General features: G+C 62.0%; 17 protein-coding genes and 1 pseudogene. 11 read left to right on the top strand and 7 right to left on the bottom strand.

What is annotated here, in order from left to right:
* Positions 1-202 precede the first annotated feature (202 nt).
* From P3T23_RS33610 to P3T23_RS33600, 3 genes are all read left to right on the top strand, one after another.
* Complete coding sequence (locus P3T23_RS33610; protein ID WP_429320381.1) at positions 203-1,036, top strand: NAD-dependent epimerase/dehydratase family protein; 834 nt, start codon at positions 203-205, stop codon at positions 1,034-1,036.
* A 29-nt stretch (positions 1,037-1,065) separates the two neighbouring features.
* Complete coding sequence (locus P3T23_RS33605) at positions 1,066-2,358, top strand: MFS transporter (protein WP_429320380.1); 1,293 nt, start codon at positions 1,066-1,068, stop codon at positions 2,356-2,358.
* Between the two features lie 317 nt (positions 2,359-2,675).
* Positions 2,676-4,259, top strand: a complete 1,584-nt coding sequence (locus P3T23_RS33600) for an aldehyde dehydrogenase (NADP(+)) (protein ID WP_429320379.1) — start codon at positions 2,676-2,678, stop codon at positions 4,257-4,259.
* Between the two features lie 97 nt (positions 4,260-4,356).
* Here P3T23_RS33600 and P3T23_RS33595 read toward each other — a convergent pair whose 3' ends face one another.
* The 3 genes from P3T23_RS33595 to kdgD form a co-directional block, all read right to left on the bottom strand.
* Complete coding sequence (locus P3T23_RS33595) at positions 4,357-5,100, bottom strand: FadR/GntR family transcriptional regulator (RefSeq protein ID WP_429320378.1); 744 nt, start codon at positions 5,098-5,100, stop codon at positions 4,357-4,359.
* A 154-nt stretch (positions 5,101-5,254) separates the two neighbouring features.
* Positions 5,255-6,604 (bottom strand): MFS transporter, encoded by a 1,350-nt coding sequence (locus P3T23_RS33590; RefSeq protein WP_429320377.1) that lies wholly within the window; start codon positions 6,602-6,604, stop codon positions 5,255-5,257.
* A gap of 182 nt (positions 6,605-6,786) precedes the next feature.
* A complete protein-coding gene (kdgD, locus tag P3T23_RS33585; protein ID WP_429320376.1) occupies positions 6,787-7,704 on the bottom strand; it encodes a 5-dehydro-4-deoxyglucarate dehydratase in 918 nt (305 codons plus the stop codon).
* A 204-nt stretch (positions 7,705-7,908) separates the two neighbouring features.
* On the opposite strand from kdgD, the gene garD reads away from it, so the two are divergent.
* Together garD and bfr are read left to right on the top strand one after the other, a co-directional pair.
* Positions 7,909-9,495, top strand: a complete 1,587-nt coding sequence (gene garD, locus P3T23_RS33580) for a galactarate dehydratase (protein WP_429320375.1) — start codon at positions 7,909-7,911, stop codon at positions 9,493-9,495.
* A 298-nt stretch (positions 9,496-9,793) separates the two neighbouring features.
* A complete protein-coding gene (gene bfr, locus P3T23_RS33575) occupies positions 9,794-10,270 on the top strand; it encodes a bacterioferritin (protein ID WP_429320374.1) in 477 nt (158 codons plus the stop codon).
* 99 nt (positions 10,271-10,369) lie between these two features.
* Here bfr and P3T23_RS33570 read toward each other — a convergent pair whose 3' ends face one another.
* Positions 10,370-11,074 (bottom strand): Crp/Fnr family transcriptional regulator, encoded by a 705-nt coding sequence (locus tag P3T23_RS33570; RefSeq protein WP_429320373.1) that lies wholly within the window; start codon positions 11,072-11,074, stop codon positions 10,370-10,372.
* A 190-nt stretch (positions 11,075-11,264) separates the two neighbouring features.
* Here P3T23_RS33570 and P3T23_RS33565 point away from each other — a divergent pair, with 190 nt between their 5' ends.
* The 3 genes from P3T23_RS33565 (at position 11,265) to P3T23_RS33555 (ending at position 14,370) form a co-directional block, all read left to right on the top strand.
* A complete protein-coding gene (locus tag P3T23_RS33565; protein ID WP_429320372.1) occupies positions 11,265-12,032 on the top strand; it encodes a class II aldolase/adducin family protein in 768 nt (255 codons plus the stop codon).
* Positions 12,033-12,155: 123 nt separating this feature from the next.
* Positions 12,156-13,199, top strand: coding sequence for a 2-dehydropantoate 2-reductase (locus tag P3T23_RS33560; protein WP_429320371.1), 1,044 nt, complete (start codon positions 12,156-12,158; stop codon positions 13,197-13,199).
* Positions 13,200-13,353: 154 nt separating this feature from the next.
* Complete coding sequence (locus tag P3T23_RS33555; protein ID WP_429320370.1) at positions 13,354-14,370, top strand: alcohol dehydrogenase; 1,017 nt, start codon at positions 13,354-13,356, stop codon at positions 14,368-14,370.
* A gap of 137 nt (positions 14,371-14,507) precedes the next feature.
* On the opposite strand, the gene P3T23_RS33550 is transcribed toward P3T23_RS33555, so the two are convergent.
* Both P3T23_RS33550 and P3T23_RS33545 read right to left on the bottom strand, forming a co-directional pair.
* Complete coding sequence (locus P3T23_RS33550; RefSeq protein ID WP_429320369.1) at positions 14,508-15,512, bottom strand: aldo/keto reductase; 1,005 nt, start codon at positions 15,510-15,512, stop codon at positions 14,508-14,510.
* Positions 15,513-15,574: 62 nt separating this feature from the next.
* On the bottom strand, positions 15,575-15,901 hold the full coding sequence (locus tag P3T23_RS33545) for a carboxymuconolactone decarboxylase family protein (protein WP_429320368.1): 327 nt from the start codon (positions 15,899-15,901) through the stop codon (positions 15,575-15,577).
* A gap of 154 nt (positions 15,902-16,055) precedes the next feature.
* On the opposite strand from P3T23_RS33545, the gene P3T23_RS33540 reads away from it, so the two are divergent.
* Positions 16,056-16,949: a LysR family transcriptional regulator gene (locus tag P3T23_RS33540; protein ID WP_429320367.1), complete on the top strand. Its 894-nt coding sequence runs from the start codon at positions 16,056-16,058 to the stop codon at positions 16,947-16,949.
* A gap of 413 nt (positions 16,950-17,362) precedes the next feature.
* A complete protein-coding gene (locus P3T23_RS33535) occupies positions 17,363-17,926 on the top strand; it encodes a phasin family protein (protein WP_429320366.1) in 564 nt (187 codons plus the stop codon).
* A 129-nt stretch (positions 17,927-18,055) separates the two neighbouring features.
* Here P3T23_RS33535 and P3T23_RS33530 read toward each other — a convergent pair whose 3' ends face one another.
* Positions 18,056-18,211 carry a hypothetical protein gene (locus P3T23_RS33530; protein WP_429320365.1) on the bottom strand — a complete coding sequence of 52 codons (156 nt, stop codon included), beginning with the start codon at positions 18,209-18,211 and terminating at the stop codon, positions 18,056-18,058.
* Between P3T23_RS33530 and P3T23_RS33525 the strand changes: the two are divergent.
* Positions 18,210-18,343 (top strand): annotated as a pseudogene (locus tag P3T23_RS33525) (acetyl-CoA C-acetyltransferase); the annotation flags it as partial. The gene P3T23_RS33530 and the pseudogene P3T23_RS33525 overlap by 2 nt on opposite strands.

Below are 18,343 nucleotides of genomic sequence, written 5' to 3'. Positions count from 1 at the left end.
CGGTCAGGGCGGCGACGGAGATCGCACCCGTCAGTCACTTCCAGTCAGCCCGATCCTCAATGCCCCCGTACCGGGCTAAACCAGCGCTGACGCGCCGCTTTTAGTCGGCCGGTATCAGGTTTGTCTGCGGGCCGATGTCAGCGGCCTCGCGCCGGGCCGGACGACGGCTAAATCGCCCGCAATGTCGTAAAGGAACCTTGTAATGAAGATTGCGCTTAGTGGAGCCGGCGGCCAGCTCGGCTCGGTAGTGCGTACCGCATTGCTCGCACGTGGCGTCCCGTTGCGCTCGGCCGGGGGCTCCCGCCCTCTGGCTCCCCTGGTGGAGGGAGAGGATCTGATGCACGGCGACCTGCGCGAGCGCGGCGTCGTCGATCGCCTGCTGGAGGGGGTGGACGTGCTGATCCACTTCGCGGGCACAAGCGTGGAGCGTCCGCTCCCCGAGATCATCGACAACAACCTGCGTGCTCTGGTCGAGGTTTACGAAGGTGCGCGGCGGCACGGCGTACGGCGTGTGGTGTTCGCCAGCTCGAATCACGCAATCGGCATGTACCCGGTCACCGAGCACCTCAGTCTCGACTGCGAGTTGCGTCCCGACGGTTTTTACGGCTTGAGCAAAGTCTGGGGCGAATCACTGGCGCGCATGTATTGGGACAAGCACGGCATCGAGACCATTTGCGTGCGCATCGGCAGTTGCATTGAGCGACCGACCGAGCCGAGGCACCTGAGCACCTGGTTCGGACACGGCGATCTGCTGCATTTCATCGACCGCTGTATCGAGGCCACCGACGTCGGCTTCATGGTCGTTTGGGGTGTCTCTGCCAACAAGCGCAGCTGGTGGGATAACCGCGGCGCCAAGCGTCTCGCTTACCAGCCGACTCAGGACGCCGAGGAATATGCAGCGGAGGTGCTCGCGCAGCCTAACCCGCTCGATGCTTTGGGCCAACGCTTTCAAGGCGGCAGCTTCGTCGGCATCGATTACTCGCGTGCCGACACCGACGCCGACGCTTCGACCGCTCAAGCCAGCAAGCCGGTTTGATTCAGTACAGATTTTGAGGAGACAAAGCAGTGAAAGTTAAAGGTATACGCTGGTGGATGGTGAGCCTCGTCGCGGCCGGGCTGATCATCAATTACCTCGCACGGAACACGCTGTCCGTGGCCGCGCCCACGCTGATGAAAGACCTTGACATCAGCACATTGCAGTACTCGCATATCGTTGTCGCATGGCAGTTGTGTTATGCGTTCATGCAACCGGTCGCCGGCTACCTGCTCGACGCTATCGGTACCAAGCTCGGCTTTGCGGCCTTCGCCGTGGCGTGGTCTTTGGCCTGCGCAGCGGCAGCATGGGCCACGGGCTGGCGAAGCCTTGCGTTCTTCCGCGGGCTTCTCGGTATCGCCGAAGCGGCCGGGATACCCGCCGGCGTCAAGGCGACGACCGAGTGGTTCCCGGCCAAAGAGCGCTCGGTGGCGATTGGCTGGTTCAATATCGGCTCTTCCGTCGGCGCATTGCTCGCGCCGCCGCTGGTTGTCTGGGCCTTGCTGCATGGGCAATGGCAATGGGCCTTCCTGATCGTCGGCGGGCTGGGGCTCGCGTGGAGCGCCGTGTGGATGCTGTTGTACAAGCACCCCCGTCACCAGAAGCTGCTGAGCGACGTCGAACGGGACTACATCCTTAGCGGGCAGGAAGCGCAGTTCAACGATAGCAGTGTCGCCAAACGCAAGTGGACTGAAATGCTCGGCAGTCGCGATTTCTGGGCGATCGGCATCCCGCGGATTCTTTCCGAGCCGGCCTGGCAGACTTTCAATGCCTGGATTCCGCTCTACATGATGACGGAGCGGCACATGAATCTTAAGGAAGTCGCGCTGTTCGCCTGGATGCCGTTTCTGGCTGCGGACATCGGCTGCGTGCTCGGGGGCTACCTCAGCCCGTTTTTTCACAAGTACGCTAAGGTCTCGTTGTTCACGTCGCGCAAGATGGTTTTCGTCTTTGGTGCCCTCTGCATGATCGCGCCGGCGTCCGTTGGGCTGGTGGCCAGCCCTTACGTGGCCATTGCGCTGCTGTGCATCGGCGGCTTCGCGCACCAGACCTTGTCGGGGGCGCTGTACGCCATCACTTCCGACATGTTCGGCAAGAACGAAGTTGCCACAGCCACAGGGATGGGCGGCATGGCGGGCTACCTGGGCGCGGCGGCATTCACCGCACTGTTCGGCGTGCTGGTCACGCAGGTTGGCTACAGCCCGCTGTTTGTCGTCCTGGCGGTGTTCGACCTCATTGCGGCTGTTGTCGTGTGCGTGCTGGCCAAAGGCAGCGATCGGACGCCGCTGCAGCACTTTGGGGTAGCAAGTCCGGCAATCAAGTAAGCAATCGTCGGGAAGTTGATCGCCTGCGTCAGGATAACCAGGCGCTTGATATGCGCAGGTGCCCGGCGCGCCGGCACAAGGAAGTCGACCCACGCGGGCCGTTTGCTTTTTCCAACTGGCGTTGACCGGGAGGAGCGACCTCCCGCGTTTGTGGGGCTAATGTTATAAGTCGTCATACATCATGTTTAAGGTTTGTGTCCAGCATGGTTCAGGTGCTGGTCCCGCAGTTTGAAGGCGCAATGATGGGCACCTTGCACTTTGGGCCTCCGTTGTTATAGGATGACTGATATCAATCGTAGTCATCAAGGAAACGCAGAATGTCTATTACCGGCGAAATGCTGATTGGCCGTCAGGCGGTGCGCGGCAACGAAAAGCCTTTGCGCGCTTTCAATCCCGCTAGGGGATCCGACATCGCTGAGCCCGTATTCGGCAGCGGAACGGTTGCGAACGTGCACGAGGCCTGCGAACTGGCCGCGAAGGCGTTCGACCCGTACCGGCAACTGCCGCTTGCGACGCGCGCCGAGTTTCTGGAACGCATTGCAGACGGCATCACGGCGCTCGGTGACGGTTTGATCCAGCGTGCGCACGAAGAGTCGGGCCTGCCGAAGGCGCGTCTCGAAGGTGAGCGCGGTCGCACGACGGGCCAGCTCAAGCTGTTTGCAGAAGTCGTGCGTACCGGTCAGTGGCTCGCCGCGACACTCGATTCGCCGTTGCCAGAGCGCAAGCCGTTGCCGCGCTCCGACCTGCGGATGCAAAAGATTCCGTTGGGCCCGGTTGCCGTGTTTGGCGCAAGCAATTTCCCGCTCGCCTTTTCGGTGGCCGGCGGCGATACCGCTGCGGCGCTCGCAGCGGGCTGCCCGGTGGTGGTGAAGGCGCATCGCGCTCACCTCGGAACCTCGGAGATGGTGGGCAGGGTCATCCAGCGCGTTGCGCAGGCGATGGATTTGCCTGAAGGCGTGTTTTCGATGATCGTGGGAGCGGGAAGCTCGGTTGGTGAGGCGCTGGTTGCACACCCGGCGATCAAGGCAGTCGGCTTCACGGGCTCGCGCGCGGGCGGTACCTCGCTGATGCGGGTCGCCGCCGCCCGCCATGAGCCGATTCCGGTGTATGCCGAAATGAGCAGCATCAATCCAGTGTTCCTCCTGCCGGGCGCGCTTGCAGCTCGTGCAGAGGCCATCGCGCGCGGTTTTGTCGACTCGCTCGTGCTCGGCGCGGGGCAGTTCTGTACCAATCCGGGGCTCGCGATTGCCGTCGATGGCGACGCGCTCAACGATTTCGTTGCGGCAGCGTCTGCGGCATTGGCCGCCAGGCCGGCGCAAACCATGCTCACCGCCGGCATTCACGCGGCGTATGAGGACGGGGAGGGCAAGCTGGCTGGTACCCAAGGGGTAGAAGCTGTTGCTCACGGCGCCGCGCCGACCGGACCGACACAGGCGCGCGCTGCGCTGTTTGTCACCGATGCCCGGACCTTCCTTTCGACCCCGGCGCTGGAAGATGAAGTTTTTGGCCCTGCGTCGACGATCGTGCGCTGCAAGAATGAACAGGAACTGCTGGAGGTGGCTGAGCATTTTGCCGGCCAGCTCACCGCCACGTTGCAGATGAGCGGCGACGATCTGCCTGCCGCACGCAAGCTGGTTCCAGTTCTTGAGCGCAAAGCTGGACGCATTCTGATCAACGGTTTTCCGACGGGTGTCGAGGTTTCGCACGCGATGGTGCATGGCGGTCCGTTCCCCGCCACGTCCGATAGCCGGGTGACCTCAGTCGGGACGACGTCGATTGAGCGCTTCCTGCGCCCGGTGTGTTATCAGGATTTCCCGGCTGACCTGTTGCCCGAGGCGTTGGCCGACAGCAACCCTCTGGAGTTGTGGCGCCGCGTGGATGGGGAAATCACACGCAGCTGAGCGTCGTAGCTCGGTGTCGTAGCTCAGTGTCGTTGAGCGAACAAAAATGGCCGGGATTCCCGGCCATTTCCTTTATCACTTCGTCAACAGTCAGTCGTCAGGTGTTCGCTTCGGCGGCTTCGTTGGCACGCCGCAGGCGCTCACGGCTGTTCGACAGGTGCATGCGCATTGCCGCGCGCGCGCCTTCTGCATCGCGCCGGGTGATCGCTTCAAGGATGCTTTCGTGCTCGAGATTCACCAGCGTAAGGTAGGCGTCGGGGTCCGCGTGGGCGATGCCGGCTGAGTCGAGACGCTTGCGCGGAATCAGCGCACTGCCAATCTGCGTGAGGATGTCGACAAAATACCGGTTGCCCGTCGCGCGCGCGAGGGAGGTGTGAAACTGGAGATCGGCTTCGACGCTGTCGCGGCCGTTACGGCGTGTGGCTTCGATCGCGTCGAGCGCTGCGCGCATACGCGCGATATCTTCCGGTTGAGCACGTTGGGCGGCGAGACCTGCGCATTCCGTTTCCAGGCTGATGCGCAACTCGAGGACGGACAGAACATCCTGCAAGGTTGTCGCCGGCACCATCTCGATACCGAGCTTTTCACGCGGCGGCTCCAGTACGAAGCTGCCGATGCCGTGCCGCGTCTCGATGACCTTGCCCGCCTGCAGGCGCGAAATCGCTTCGCGGATGACGGTGCGACTCACGCTCAGCGTGACCATCAGTTGCGACTCGGTCGGTAGCTTGTCGCCGGGTTTCAGGACGTTGGCCGCAATCTGCTCGGTGACGTAGTTGACGACAAACTCGGCCAGGTTGCGGGCGCGTCGTGGCGGTGAGGTGGAAACCACAGGTGTTGCCATCGAAAACGCTCCTCAAATCAAATAGTTGCTGTACTTCGTGTTTTTTATTATACCGTCGTCCGATGACTGATCATACTGCGCCTGGGTGGGGAATGGCGGGATCTCCGGCCTCATCCTGGATCTTTCGAGGGCATGCGCCAGCGACGCTCGCAGCCTACGCCGGACGCAGTTCGACCCGCTTGATGTCCTTCACGATCACGAGGTAACTGAACACGGTGAGCAACGCATTGAGTCCGACGAAAACCAGCGCGCCATTGAACGATCCGGTTTTTGCGACGAGGTAGCCGATCACGATCGGCGTCACGATCCCGGCGATATTGCCGAACATGTTGAAGATCGAGCCCGACAGACCGATCGCTTCTTTCGGCGACGTATCGGCGACAACCGCCCAGCCCAGTGCCCCCACGCCTTTACCGAAGAACGCAAGCGACATGAGCGCAACGACGATCCAGTCTGCGGTGACGTAGTTGCAGCCGATGATGCACACGGACAACAGCATGCCGCCGACAATCGGCACCTTGCGCGCAACCGTGAGCGAATGCCCACGACGGATGAGCGAGTCCGACAGGATGCCGCCGAGCACGCCCCCGGAAAAGCCGCAGATGGCGGGCAGCGACGCGACGAGACCTGCCTGCAGGATTGTCATCCCGCGAGCCTGAACGAGATAAATCGGAAACCAGGTCAGGAAGAAGTAGGTCAGGACGTTGATGCAATACTGGGCAAGGTACACGCCGAGCAGCATCCGGTTGCTCAGCAAGCGGCGCACGAGCGCCCAGCCGCTGTTATGTGCACCTACGCCGGGCGCGGCTTTTTTCTGCCCATTCTCGACGCCGCCGCCCTGCTCGATATAGTCGAGTTCAGCGCGGTTGACCCGCGGGTGATCCGCGGGATGTTTCATCACCTTCAGCCAGGTGAGCGCGAGCACCAGGCCGCCAGCACCCATCACCAGATAGACCTCGTGCCAGCCGAATGCGTGCGTGAGCCAGGCCATCAGCGGCGTAAATACCACTGCCGCGAAGTATTGGGCCGAGTTGAAAACGGCGGACGCCGTGCCACGCTCGGAGGTTGGGAACCAGCTCGCGACGACTTTGGCGTTGGCGGGGAACGCAGGAGATTCGGCTGCACCCATCGCGAAGCGTAGTACGAACAATGCCGTGACCGCGGCGGCAGCGCTGCCCAACAAACCGATCGAGCTTTGCAACAGTGTGAACAGGGACCAGAGAAAAATGCTCGCGGCGTAGACGCGACGCGCACCGAAACGGTCAAGCAGCCATCCGGCCGGCAACTGGGAGAGTACATAGGCCCAGCTGAATGCAGAGAAGATGTAACCCATCTTGATAGCATCGAGGCCGAACTCGCCGCGCATGGCGGACCCGGTGACAGACAGGGTTGCCCGGTCCGCGTAATTGAACGTCGTAATGACAAAGATCAACAGCAGGATCGTATAGCGGACTTTCGTGCGCTTCGCGATGTCGGCCGGGTTCGCCGTTTGGCTCGTTTCCATGATGATTTCCTGAAATCCGGACATGGGAGAAATGCTCCCGAGCTTCGATGTCGTTGTGGCAGACGGCCTGTACGAACCAACGCCCGGCAACGTTTCCGTTCCGGGCGTTTCAGGTCACCATGATGCGGGCGCGCTCAGGCGCGCTTAGGCGCGCGCAGGCAGGCTGGTGCGTCTGGCTGTACTTACTGGGCGCCCAGCTTCTTGATGAGTGCGTCGAGTTGGCTCATTTCGTCTTCGGTCAGGTCGGTCAAGGGTGCGCGCACCGGACCTGCGCTGTGACCGACCAGCTTCGCGCCCGCCTTCACGATACTGACCGCGTAGCCCGCGCGACGATTGCGGATGGCCAGATAGGGCAGGAAGAATTCGTCGATCAGCTTGCCCGTCGTTTCGTGGTCGTTGGCTGCAATCGCGCGGTAGAAATCCATCGCGGTCTTCGGGATGAAGTTGAACACCGCCGACGAATACACCGGAACGCCAAGCGCCTTATAGGCCGCGGCGTAGACCTCTGCCGTCGGCAGGCCGCCGAGGTACGAGAAGCGCTCGCCAAGGCGGCGACGGATCGTCACCATGTTCTCGATCTCGCCCACCCCGTCCTTGAAGCCGATCAGGTTCGGGCAGCGATCGGCCAGGCGTTCGAGCATATCGGCGTTGAGCTTCGAGTTAGCACGGTTGTAGATGATCACGCCCATCTTCGGCACCGACTTGCAAACCTCTTCGGCGTGCGCGGCGATGCCTTCCTGGCTTGCTTCGGTGAGATAGTGGGGCATCAGCAGGATGCCGTTTGCGCCGCTGCGCTCGGCTTCCTGAGCGAAGGCGATCGCGACGCGGGTCGGGCCGCCCGCGCCAGCGAGGATCGGCACCTTGCCCTTGCACACTTCAGTCGCAGTGCGCACGACGTTCGAATAGTCGCTGTGCGTAAGCGAGAAGAACTCGCCCGTGCCGCCTGCGACGAACAGCGCGGAGGCGCCGTACGGCGCAAGCCATTCAAGCCGCTCGGCATAGGTGTCGGCGCGGAAGTCGCCCTTTTCATCGAAGTCGGTGACGGGAAAGGAGAGAAGGCCTTCGGAAACGATCTGCTTGAGTTCTTGCGGTGTCGTCATGATTGAGTGTCCAGGGCAACAAGTTTGGTTACGTGTAGTTCTTATACGTCATCGTACAACAAGACGATGCGCCTATCAACCATGATTCGCGTAATAATGGAGGGTATAGGGTAAACACGAAAATGGTTTGCCAGACGGATGTTGTAGGATGACGTATGAATTAGCATGGCGTGCAGGCGCCGATGCGCTAAAAGGATCGATGCAATGGAACAGTCTCCGCTTTACATCCGCGTTCACCCCAACGACAACGTTGCAATTGTCGTCAATGATGGCGGTCTGGGAGAGGGCGCGGTATTTGCCGATGGCCTCGCGCTGCGCGAGCGCGTGCCGCAAGGGCACAAGGTCGCGCTGGTGGACCTCGCCGAAGGCGACGAAGTCGTGCGCTACAACGTGATCATCGGTTATGCGCTGAAGGCGCTGCCGAAGGGCAGTTGGGTCAACGAGCACGTGATTCGCATGCCCAGTCCGCCCGGGCTCGAAGATCTGCCGATCGCGACCATCCAGCCGCCGCCCATGCCGCCGCTCGAGGGCTATACCTTCGAGGGCTACCGCAACGCGGACGGCTCGGTGGGCTCGCGCAACATCCTCGCGATTACCACCACGGTGCAATGCGTGGCAGACGTGGTCGAGCACGCGGTCAAGCGTATCAAGGCCGAACTGTTGCCGCACTATCCGAACGTCGACGACGTGGTCGGGCTGGGGCACACCTACGGCTGTGGCGTCGCAATCGATGCCCCCGACGCGATGATCCCAATTCGCACCGTGCGCAACATCAGCCTGAATCCGAATTTCGGCGGCGAGGTGATGATGGTCAGCCTGGGCTGCGAGAAACTGCAGCCCGAGCGCCTGATGCCTCCTGGCACGATCCCCATCGTCAACTCGATGGACGATGACGTCGCAGACGTCGGCGACCTCGACGCGGATCTGAACGGAGATGTCGTCGTCCTGCAGGATCAGGATCACGTGGGCTTCCAGTCGATGATCAACTCGATCATGAAGACTGCTGAAGGTCATCTGAAGCGGCTCAACAATCGGCGTCGTGAAACCTGCCCGGCATCGGATCTCGTGATCGGTGTGCAATGCGGCGGCAGCGATGCCTTCTCCGGGTTGACTGCCAATCCCGCCGTCGGTTTCGCAACCGACCTGCTGGTGCGCGCGGGGGCGACGGTCATGTTCTCCGAAGTCACCGAAGTTCGCGATGGTGTCGATCAGCTGACGGCGCGCGCCGCCAACGCGGACGTGGCAGCGGCGATCATCCGCGAGATGCAGTGGTACGACAATTACCTCAAGCGCGGCGGCGCCGACCGCAGCGCCAACACGACACCTGGCAACAAGAAGGGCGGCCTGTCGAACATCGTCGAAAAAGCGATGGGTTCGATCATCAAGTCGGGCAATTCGGCGATCTCAGGCGTTTTGTCTCCCGGCGAAAAGGTCCGGCAGAAAGGCTTGATCTACGCGGCGACGCCGGCAAGCGATTTCATCTGCGGCACGTTGCAACTGGCAGCCGGCATCAACCTCCACGTATTCACTACGGGGCGCGGCACGCCGTACAGCCTGGCGGAAGTGCCCGTCATCAAGGTGGCGACGCGCTCGGACCTCGCGCGCCGCTGGCACGATCTGATGGACGTCAACGCCGGCACCATCGCGACGGGCGAGGCCACCATCGAAGACATTGGCTGGGAGCTGTTTCGTCTGATGCTGGACGTGGCGAGCGGACGCAAGCAAACCTGCGCCGAGAAACTCAAGCTTCACAATGCGTTGACGCTGTTCAACCCGGCGCCGGTGACCTGATTTTCGCGCAGCTGCGCGTGGCACCCGGCACGCGTACCGACCGTCGCGGATAGACGTGAGGACGATTCGCCGCGCGCCGCAGCGGCGACACCGCAGCCCGCGTCGCGTGGCCTCATCCGTAACGAATCCACTTCTCATTTTTTGCATCAGCCGGTCGATGCGCTATGCTGGACTGACAGGTCACGGGCACGTGTCGCATGGAGGGTCGAGCCGTGGCTGCCACGGGCTGGAGCCGCGTGTTTGATGAGCGCCCCCGGGCTCGCTGTGAGGTTTCCTCGAATCCGGTCAAGGAGGCGATATGCAAGGAGACAAAAAGGTCCTCGAATATCTGAACGCCCAGCTCAAGAACGAACTGACTGCGATCAACCAGTATTTCCTGCATGCGCGAATGTACGACCACTGGGGACTGGAAAAGCTCGGCAAGCACGAATATGACGAATCGATCGGCGAGATGAAGCACGCTGATCTGCTGATCGAACGTATCTTCGTGCTCGACGGACTGCCCAACCTCCAGGACCTGCACAAGTTGCTGATCGGCGAGGAAACGAAGGAGATCCTTGAGTGCGATCTGAAGCTTGAACAGATGTCGCAGAAGACCTGCAAGGAAGCCATTGCCTACTGCGAATCTGTCCAGGATTTCGTCTCGCGCGAGATTCTCACCCATATTCTCGACGACACGGAAGAGCACATCGACTGGCTCGAAACGAATCTGGAGTTGATCGACAAGGTTGGAATCCAGAACTATCAACAATCGGGAATGGATTCTCCGGACTGACTTCATCGAATATTTCCCGGGCGTCGAGGGGGCATGCCGCCTGTGGCGAAAACATCCCAGGCGGCGCGCTCACGACGACATGGCGACGCGTCGGGACCGTCACGGATCTGAATCGCCGAGACTGGCCGCGCGCAACCGGTCGAAATCCAGAATGACGATCTCCCCGAACTTCAGGCTCAATATGCGTTGACTCTCGAGGTTCTTGAGCAACTGATTCGTGGTCTGTCGCGACAGGGACACCATTGAAGCGAGACTGTCTTGCGAGAGCCTTATCCGGCTCTGCGTGGCGTTAAGCCCGCCATAACCTCCCGCGATCATCAACAGACGGTTGGCCACGCGCTGCGCCGCGGGCAACAGTGCCATCGCTTCGGTGAACTCGAACGAAACCCGAAGTCTTTGCGCCATCAACAACGCAAAATCGCGCCAATAGTGCGGCGTGGAGTCGAGCAGGCTGTGGAGCGCGGTCTCGGGTACGTGCAGCAAAAGCGTCCTGCTGATCGCGGTGGCGTCGTGCGGACGTGGCAGCCCATCGAACAGCGAGATTTCCCCCACCCATGCAGTCGGCCCGAGCACCGCGAGCAACGCCTCCTTCCCATCCACCCCGACTGTGCCGATAGCCACTGCACCGCCCAGCACGGCGTACAGGCCAGACGACTGTTCGCCGCGTCGATACAGGAAGTGGCCTTTTTCCAACCGGAGCAGGCTGGCATGGCTGATCAGATAGTCGCGCAACTCGACGGGCAGGCCTCGGAACCACGGAGTCGTTTCGAGTTGCGACCGGTAGCGGTGCAGGCTGGATTCCATGGACGCTTCGACCTGTCGGGTATCGGACAGATTTTAGGCGGGTTTAGGGACATCATGTGGGCACGCATCCGACGACCCGCTTGCGTTGGCACGTGACGCACCCCGTTGCGTCGCACGGACCGGATTTGCCAGCGCAGCGTGTAGCCCAGGATTAATCCATAGCCTGAATCATCGAACAAGGAGCGTCGACATGACCTCATCTGATGTAAGCCTGAAGAACGATGTATCGCCTGCCGAATGGGAAGCGCGAGTGAATCTCGCCGCGACGTACCGTCTCACTGCGCTGTTTGGCTGGGATGACCTCGTGTTTACGCACATCTCGGCGCGCGTGCCTGGCCCGGATCACCATTTCCTGATCAACCCCTACGGCATGATGTTCGACGAGATCACAGCGTCCTCGCTGGTCAAGGTCGATCTCGACGGCCACAAGGTTTCAGAGTCGCCGTATGACGTCAATCCGGCCGGCTTCACGATCCATAGCGCCGTGCATGCGGCGCGCGAAGACGCCCTTTGCGTGATGCACACCCACTCGGTCAACGGCGTCGCCGTGTCGGCGCAGGAAGCGGGGCTGCTGCCGCTGTCCCAGCAGTCTCTGGCCGTGCTGGCGTCCCTCGGCTACCACGACTACGAGGGCATCGCACTCAATGAAGGCGAAAAGCCTCGCCTCGTTCACGACCTCGGAAGCAACACTTACCTGATGCTGCGCAATCACGGCCTGCTGACCGTTGGCGCGACGCCAGCGGACGCCTTCGTCGCGATGTACTTCTTCGAAGCGGCTTGCATGATCCAGGTGCGTGCCCAGGCGGGCGGCGCAAAGCTGCTTCCCATCGCGCAGCCGATTCTCGAGGGCATCAAACAGCAGATTGGGCAGGTGACGAGGGGTGTCAGCCCAGGAGCGTTGGTGTGGCCCGGGCTGCTGCGTCGGCTCGACCGCCGGAACCCCGGCTATGCAGACTAGCCGTGTCGGTCAGGACGCGCCGCATGATTGCGATGCGCGGTGCGAACGGCGTGAGCGTATCAGGCGAGGTCAGCCCGTTAGACGCAGCGCCGATGTAAATGATCAGGTCACTTGAGAAACGGTATGGCGAAAATCTGTGTCTACGGCGCTGGTTCCATCGGCTGCTATATCGGCGGACGGCTTCTTGCCGGGGGCAGCGAAGTCAGTTTTGTCGGGCGTGCGCGCATCGGCGACCAGTTGCGCCGGCAAGGCATCATGCTGTCGCAGTACGACGATCGCCGCTGGCACGTGCCGCCGGAGCGGATCGACGTATCGACGGACGGAGCGACGGCCGCCGCAGCCGATCTCGTGCTGGTGACCGTCAAGTCTGCCGCGACACCCACGGCCGCGGCAGAACTGGCGAACGTGCTTCGCCCCGGCACCATCGTCGTCAGCTTCCAGAACGGAATCGGCAACGCGGATGTGCTGCGCGCCGCGCTCCCGCAAAACACGGTGCTGGAGGGCATGGTGCCGTTCAATGTCGTCGAATGCGGCCCCGGCGCATTTCATCAGGGATCAGCAGGCGAACTGGAGATCAGGCATGCGCCGGCCTTGCAGCCGTTCGTCGACGAGTTCAGGAAAGCGGGTCTGCCTCTGACCCAGCACGCCGACATGCTGCCGGTACAGTGGGCGAAACTGCTGCTCAATCTCAACAATGCGATCAACGCGCTGTCGAACCGGCCATTGAAGGAGGAACTCTCGCAACGCGCCTACCGGATCTGTCTCGCCATGGCCCAGAAGGAGGCGCTGGCGCTTCTGAAGCGGGTGAACGTGCGACCGGCCAGGGTGACGCCGCTTCCGGCCACCTGGATTCCGCGTGTTCTCGGCGTACCCGATGCATTGTTCGAGCGGTTGGGCCGCGCGATGCTGACAATCGATCCGCTCGCGCGCTCGTCGATGTCCGACGATCTGGCGGCGGGACGCGCCACGGAAATCGACTGGATCAACGGCGAAGTCGTGTGCCTTGCCCAACGCCTCGGGCGAACGGCGCCGGTGAACGAGCGGCTCTGCGCGCTCGTGCGCGAAGCCGAGCGATGCGACGTGCGTCCATCATGGCGGGGCGACGCGCTGCTGGCCGAACTGCGGGCGGCGGCGAATGCCTCATCGGCGCGGCACGGCGGGAACTGAATGCCCGCGCACGACGACCCGGAATCGGCCTCGCTCGCCGAACATCCCATCGAACATGGCGTAAGCTGAGCGCTTGACCGGTTGATGGCGTTGGCGGCGAACCTGCGAACGGGGTCGGTCAACCCGCGTTCGCGTCTTTCAAGGGAAGAAAGCGATGCGGACGATGAAAGCAGTACAGGTGACTCAGGCTGGTGGTCCTCTGGAACTTGTCGAACGGGAAGTGCCAGAGCCCGGCGAAGGACACGTGCTCATCAGGATTCAGGCCTGCGGCATCTGTCACAGTGACGTGCTGACGAAAGATGGCCTGTGGCCAGGCCTGCAATATCCACGGGTTCCGGGGCATGAGATTGCCGGTGTCATCGATACCGTCGGCGCGGGCGTCGAAGGATGGCAGAAAGGGCAGCGCGTCGGCGTAGGCTGGCACGGCGGACATTGCGGACGGTGCGAGCATTGCCGCCAGGGCGACTTCGTTCTGTGTCAGCGCGCGCTCGTGCCCGGCATCAGCTACGACGGCGGTTACGCCGAATACATGGTGGCGCCGGTCGAGGCATTGGCGCGCGTTCCGGACGATCTGTCCGATGTCGACGCAGCCCCGTTGCTTTGTGCGGGCATTACCACTTTCAATGCATTGCGCAACAGTGGCGCGCGCGCTGGAGATGTGGTCGCGATTCTCGGAATCGGCGGTCTGGGCCATCTCGGTGTGCAATACGCGCAGAAGATGGGTTTTCGCACGGTGGCGATTGCCCGCGGGCAGGACAAGGCGGCGCTCGCGAAGCAACTCGGTGCACACCATTACATCGACAGCAAGGCGGAAAACGTTGCCAAGGCACTGCAGGCGCTCGGCGGAGCGCGTGTCATTCTTGCGACCGTGACCAGCGGCAAGGCGATGAGCGCTGCAGTCGGAGGTCTTGGTTTGAACGGCAAGCTGATCATGGTTGGACTGTCCGAGGAGCCTGTCGAAGTCCCGATCGCGCAGTTCATCATGGGACGGAATTCGGTACAGGGCTGGCCATCGGGTACGTCAGCGGATTCCCAGGACACGCTGGCCTTCAGCGCGCTGACCGGCATCAAGCCGATGATCGAGGAGTTTCCGCTCGCTCGTGCAGCCGAAGCCTACGAGCGCATGATGAGTGGCGCCGCGCGCTTCAGGGTCGTGCTGAAGACTGCCTAGCGAGGGCGTGAAAGCCCGACTACGTACGGACCCGCCAGGGCGTGCCGCAACGTGCGTGGAACTTACTGAGCGGGCAGGGGGCACAGGCGAATGCGGTCTGCGCAGATCCATGCTGGCGATCCTTGCTCCGAAGGGTATCAAGCGGTGCGTCGCCCTTCGACGGGGTATCCAGGATCGGTATAGCCCGGCGTCGAAGCATGACCCGGCGTAACGAGGCTGTCGACCAGTTGCTCGTCGTCCGGTCCGAGCTGCAGCTTCAGCGCCTCGACATAGCTGTCCCACTGTGCTTCGGTTCGCGGACCCGCGATGGCCGCGCTGACGAGCCGGTTGTTGAGCACCCAGGCGAGCGCGAAGGCGATCGAAGTCGTGCCGCGCCGCTCCGCATGAGCCGCGATCGTTTGTGCGATCCTGAGTGACTCCGGCCGCCATTCGGTCTGCTGGATCCGCCTGTCGCCGCGGCCTGCGCGCGAGTCGGACGGCGGTGGCGCATCGACGGCATATTTGCCGCTGAGCACGCCACGCGCGAGCGGACTATACGAGACCACGCCGACACCATAGTGGGCCGCCGCCGGCAGCTGCTCGACCTCCGCGGTGCGGTCGACGATGTTGTAAAGCGGCTCGCTTGCGACTGGCCGGTCGATTCCGAGCTGATCGGCGAGCCGTGCGATCTCGGCGATGCGCCAGCCGCGGAAATTGGACACGCCGAAGTAGCGGATCTTGCCCTGACGGATCAGGTCGGCAATGGCGCGCACGCCTTCTTCCAGCGGCGCATCGGCGAGCGCGCGATGAAAGTAAAGGATGTCGATGTAGTCGGTACCGAGCCGCTTCAGGCTTGCCTCGACCGACTGGATGATCCACTTGCGCGACTGACCCTGCTCGTTCGGCCCCTGAGTGGTGGGATAACCGAACTTCGTGGCGATCACCCAGCTGTCGCGGCGCTCCCCAACGGCGCGTCCCACGATTTCCTCGGAACGCCCGGCGTGATAGACATCAGCCGTGTCGATGAAATTGATGCCCTGGTCGAACGCCTTGTCGATGATGCGCTTCGAGGTCGACTCGTCGGTCTCTCCACCGAACATCATCGCTCCGAGGCACAAGGGAGACACTTTAAGGGCGCTGCGCCCGAGGAATCGATAGTCCATTTCGTCTGCTCTGTAGATGCGCCGCCTGGGTCTCAGGTTGCTGGAAAAAGTGGGTTCAGGGGTCAGGCGCCGCTGTCCTTGATCACGGTCCGGGCAATCGTCAGCGCCGTATTCGCAGTCGGCCAGCCCGAGTAGAAGGCGAGGTGGGTGATCAGTTCGATCAACTCATCCGCGGTGACGCCGTTCTCGCGTGCTTTTCTGAAGTGAAACGGAAGCTCGTTGGTCCGGTAAAGGGCGACGAGGCTCGCGACGGTAATCAGGCTGCGGTCGCGCGGGCTCAGGCCTGGACGCTGCCAGACGTCGCCGAACAGGACCTGGTCGGTGTAATCCGCGAGTGCTGGTGCGAGGTCGCCGAACGCCTCGCGGGCTGCGGTGGTTTCATTAGCCATGAAGTGATCTCCAGTTCAGCTCCGGAGTTGCGCTCCGTTGCAGGGACGCGAGGCGCGCATGCCGGTTCGAATACTTGAAGCGCCGAATTTACCGGCTGCAGATGCGGGCAACTAGACGGTAGAATCGGCATGCACATATGAACTGGATTCATCAATGGCACGCGAAAACCTTAACGACCTTCTTGCCGTCCTCGCGGTCGCACGTGAACGCAGCTTCACGCGCGCAGCCGCGCAACTCGGCGTATCGCAATCGGCACTCAGTCACACGATTCGCGGACTCGAATCGAGATTGGGACTTCGCCTGCTGACCCGGACGACGCGCAGCGTTTCTCCGACCGTCGCCGGCGAGCGGCTGCTCGCAACCGTGGGACCACGGTTCGAGGAGATCGACGAAGAGCTTGCGGCGCTCAGCGAGCTTCGCGACAGGCCTGCCGGCACGATTCGCATCACGGCCGACGAACACGCGGCACGCTCCATACTCTGGCCGAAGCTCGCACAGCTTCTGCCCGACTACCCGGACATCAAGGTCGAGGTGATCATCGACTATGGGCTCAGCGACATCGTTGCAGAGCGGTATGACGTCGGCGTACGTCTGGGCGATCAGGTGGCGAAAGACATGATTGCCGTACGCATTGCGCCGGACATGCGCATGGCCGTCGTCGGCGCGCCGTCCTACTTCGCGAAACGATCGCGGATAAGGACGCCTCGGGATCTGACTGACCACAACTGCATCAATCTGCGGCTACCGACGTACGGTGGCCTTTATGCGTGGGAGTTCGCGAAGGGCGGTGACGAATTGAAGGTTCGTGTCGAAGGCCAGTTGGTGTTCAACGCAACGACCCAGATGCTCGATGCGGCACTGGACGGTTGCGGCCTCGCGTATCTACCGGCGGAGCTGGCGCAGCCCTATGTCGCCGAGGGACGTCTCAAGTCGGTGCTGAAAGACTGGTGCCCGACGTTTCCGGGTTATCACCTGTACTACGCACACCGTCGTGAATCGTCACGGGCCCTGGCTGTGCTGGTCGACGCACTGCGCTACCGGGCTTAGTGCGAGGGTGATACGAATGCCGCGGTTCGGTCGAAAGACTCATGACGCTGAACACTGACGTTCACCTTACGAGTGGCGCGTCATTACGAGGGCACGATCGGTGTTTTTAAACTTTCACATCATCACGGTATAAGAGACGCTGCCGACCTGCCTCAAGAGGGAGCATGGCGCCCACGGCAAGCCGTTCGGGCCGTTCGACGGTGCATTCATCGTACTTATTGGCTAAGGGTATTTACCTAGATTAATGTATCTCAAATACTGGAAACGGTACGTTAGAATGAATATTCTAATGGTGCGTCGCACAAGCGGCGGCGTGCGCCCGGCAAGGCAAGTCCCGCAGCCCGAGGCACCAGGTTTTCGATCCCTCTGACACCCGTCAGGCATGTGTTGAGTTGAACTAACGGAGAACATGAATGAGCGTTTTCACACCTGAGCAACTCGTATCAGCGCAGCAAGGCAACGTTACAACCCTGTTCGCGTTGACGAATCAGGCGTTTGAAGGTTTTCAAAAGCTGGTTGAACTGAATCTGCAGGCAGCGAAGTCTGCGCTCGCAGAGAGCGAGGCAGGCTGGCAGGAAGCGCTGTCCGGGAAGGCGCCGGGGGCATTCTTCACGAGCCAGGTCAGCGCCGCGCAGCCCGCAGCGGAGAAGGTGCTGTCGTATAGCCGTCACCTGTATGAAATTGCGTCCGGCACCCAGGCAGAGTGCCTGAAGATTGCGCAGGCGCAATACGAACAGCAGACCCGCAACGCGCAAACGCTGGTCGACGATTTCGTCAAGAACGCGCCCGCCGGTTCTGAAGCCGCCGTCACAGCACTGAAGTCGGCGCTTTCGACTGCCAGCCTGACCTATGAAACGGTGCGCAAGGCGGCCACGCAGGCGATCGAAGCGGCGCAAGGCAACTTTGCCGCTACGACTGCCGCTGCTTCGAAGGCTGGCCAGCAGGCCGCGGCGCAAGTGTCGCGCGCTGCGAAGTAGTCATCGCAAGCTGAGCGGTTGTCACGGCGCTGAGCGAAGCGACCCGCTCTATTCATGGACCGGCCCCCGAACAGATTCGGGGCCGGTCCGCCTGTCGCGAAGCTCAGCCCATTGATCGTCGTCACTCGTTCAGGCGTCATGGGTGAGGGCGATACCCGGGAATGCCAGGGACAAGAGTCGCGGGCAACCAACTGGTGCCTGCAGGTTCTTTTTCCCTTCGAGTGCCATGACGAATCCTTCGATGCCCAACGCCATCTGTTTCATATTCATGTAGGGAATAGACATGACGGACGTAGTAATCGTATCGGCCGCGCGTACTGGCGTCGGCAAATTCGGCGGGTCGCTTGCGAAGATCGCAGCGCCCGAGCTGGGCGCAACGGTGATCCGCGCCGTGCTCGAACGCGCGGGCCTGAAGCC

Source organism: Paraburkholderia sp. GAS448, from assembly GCF_050435685.1.
Lineage (GTDB): Bacteria > Pseudomonadota > Gammaproteobacteria > Burkholderiales > Burkholderiaceae > Paraburkholderia.
The sequence above is the reverse complement of the archived record's forward strand: the minus strand, read 5'-3'. Positions and strand labels throughout refer to the sequence as shown.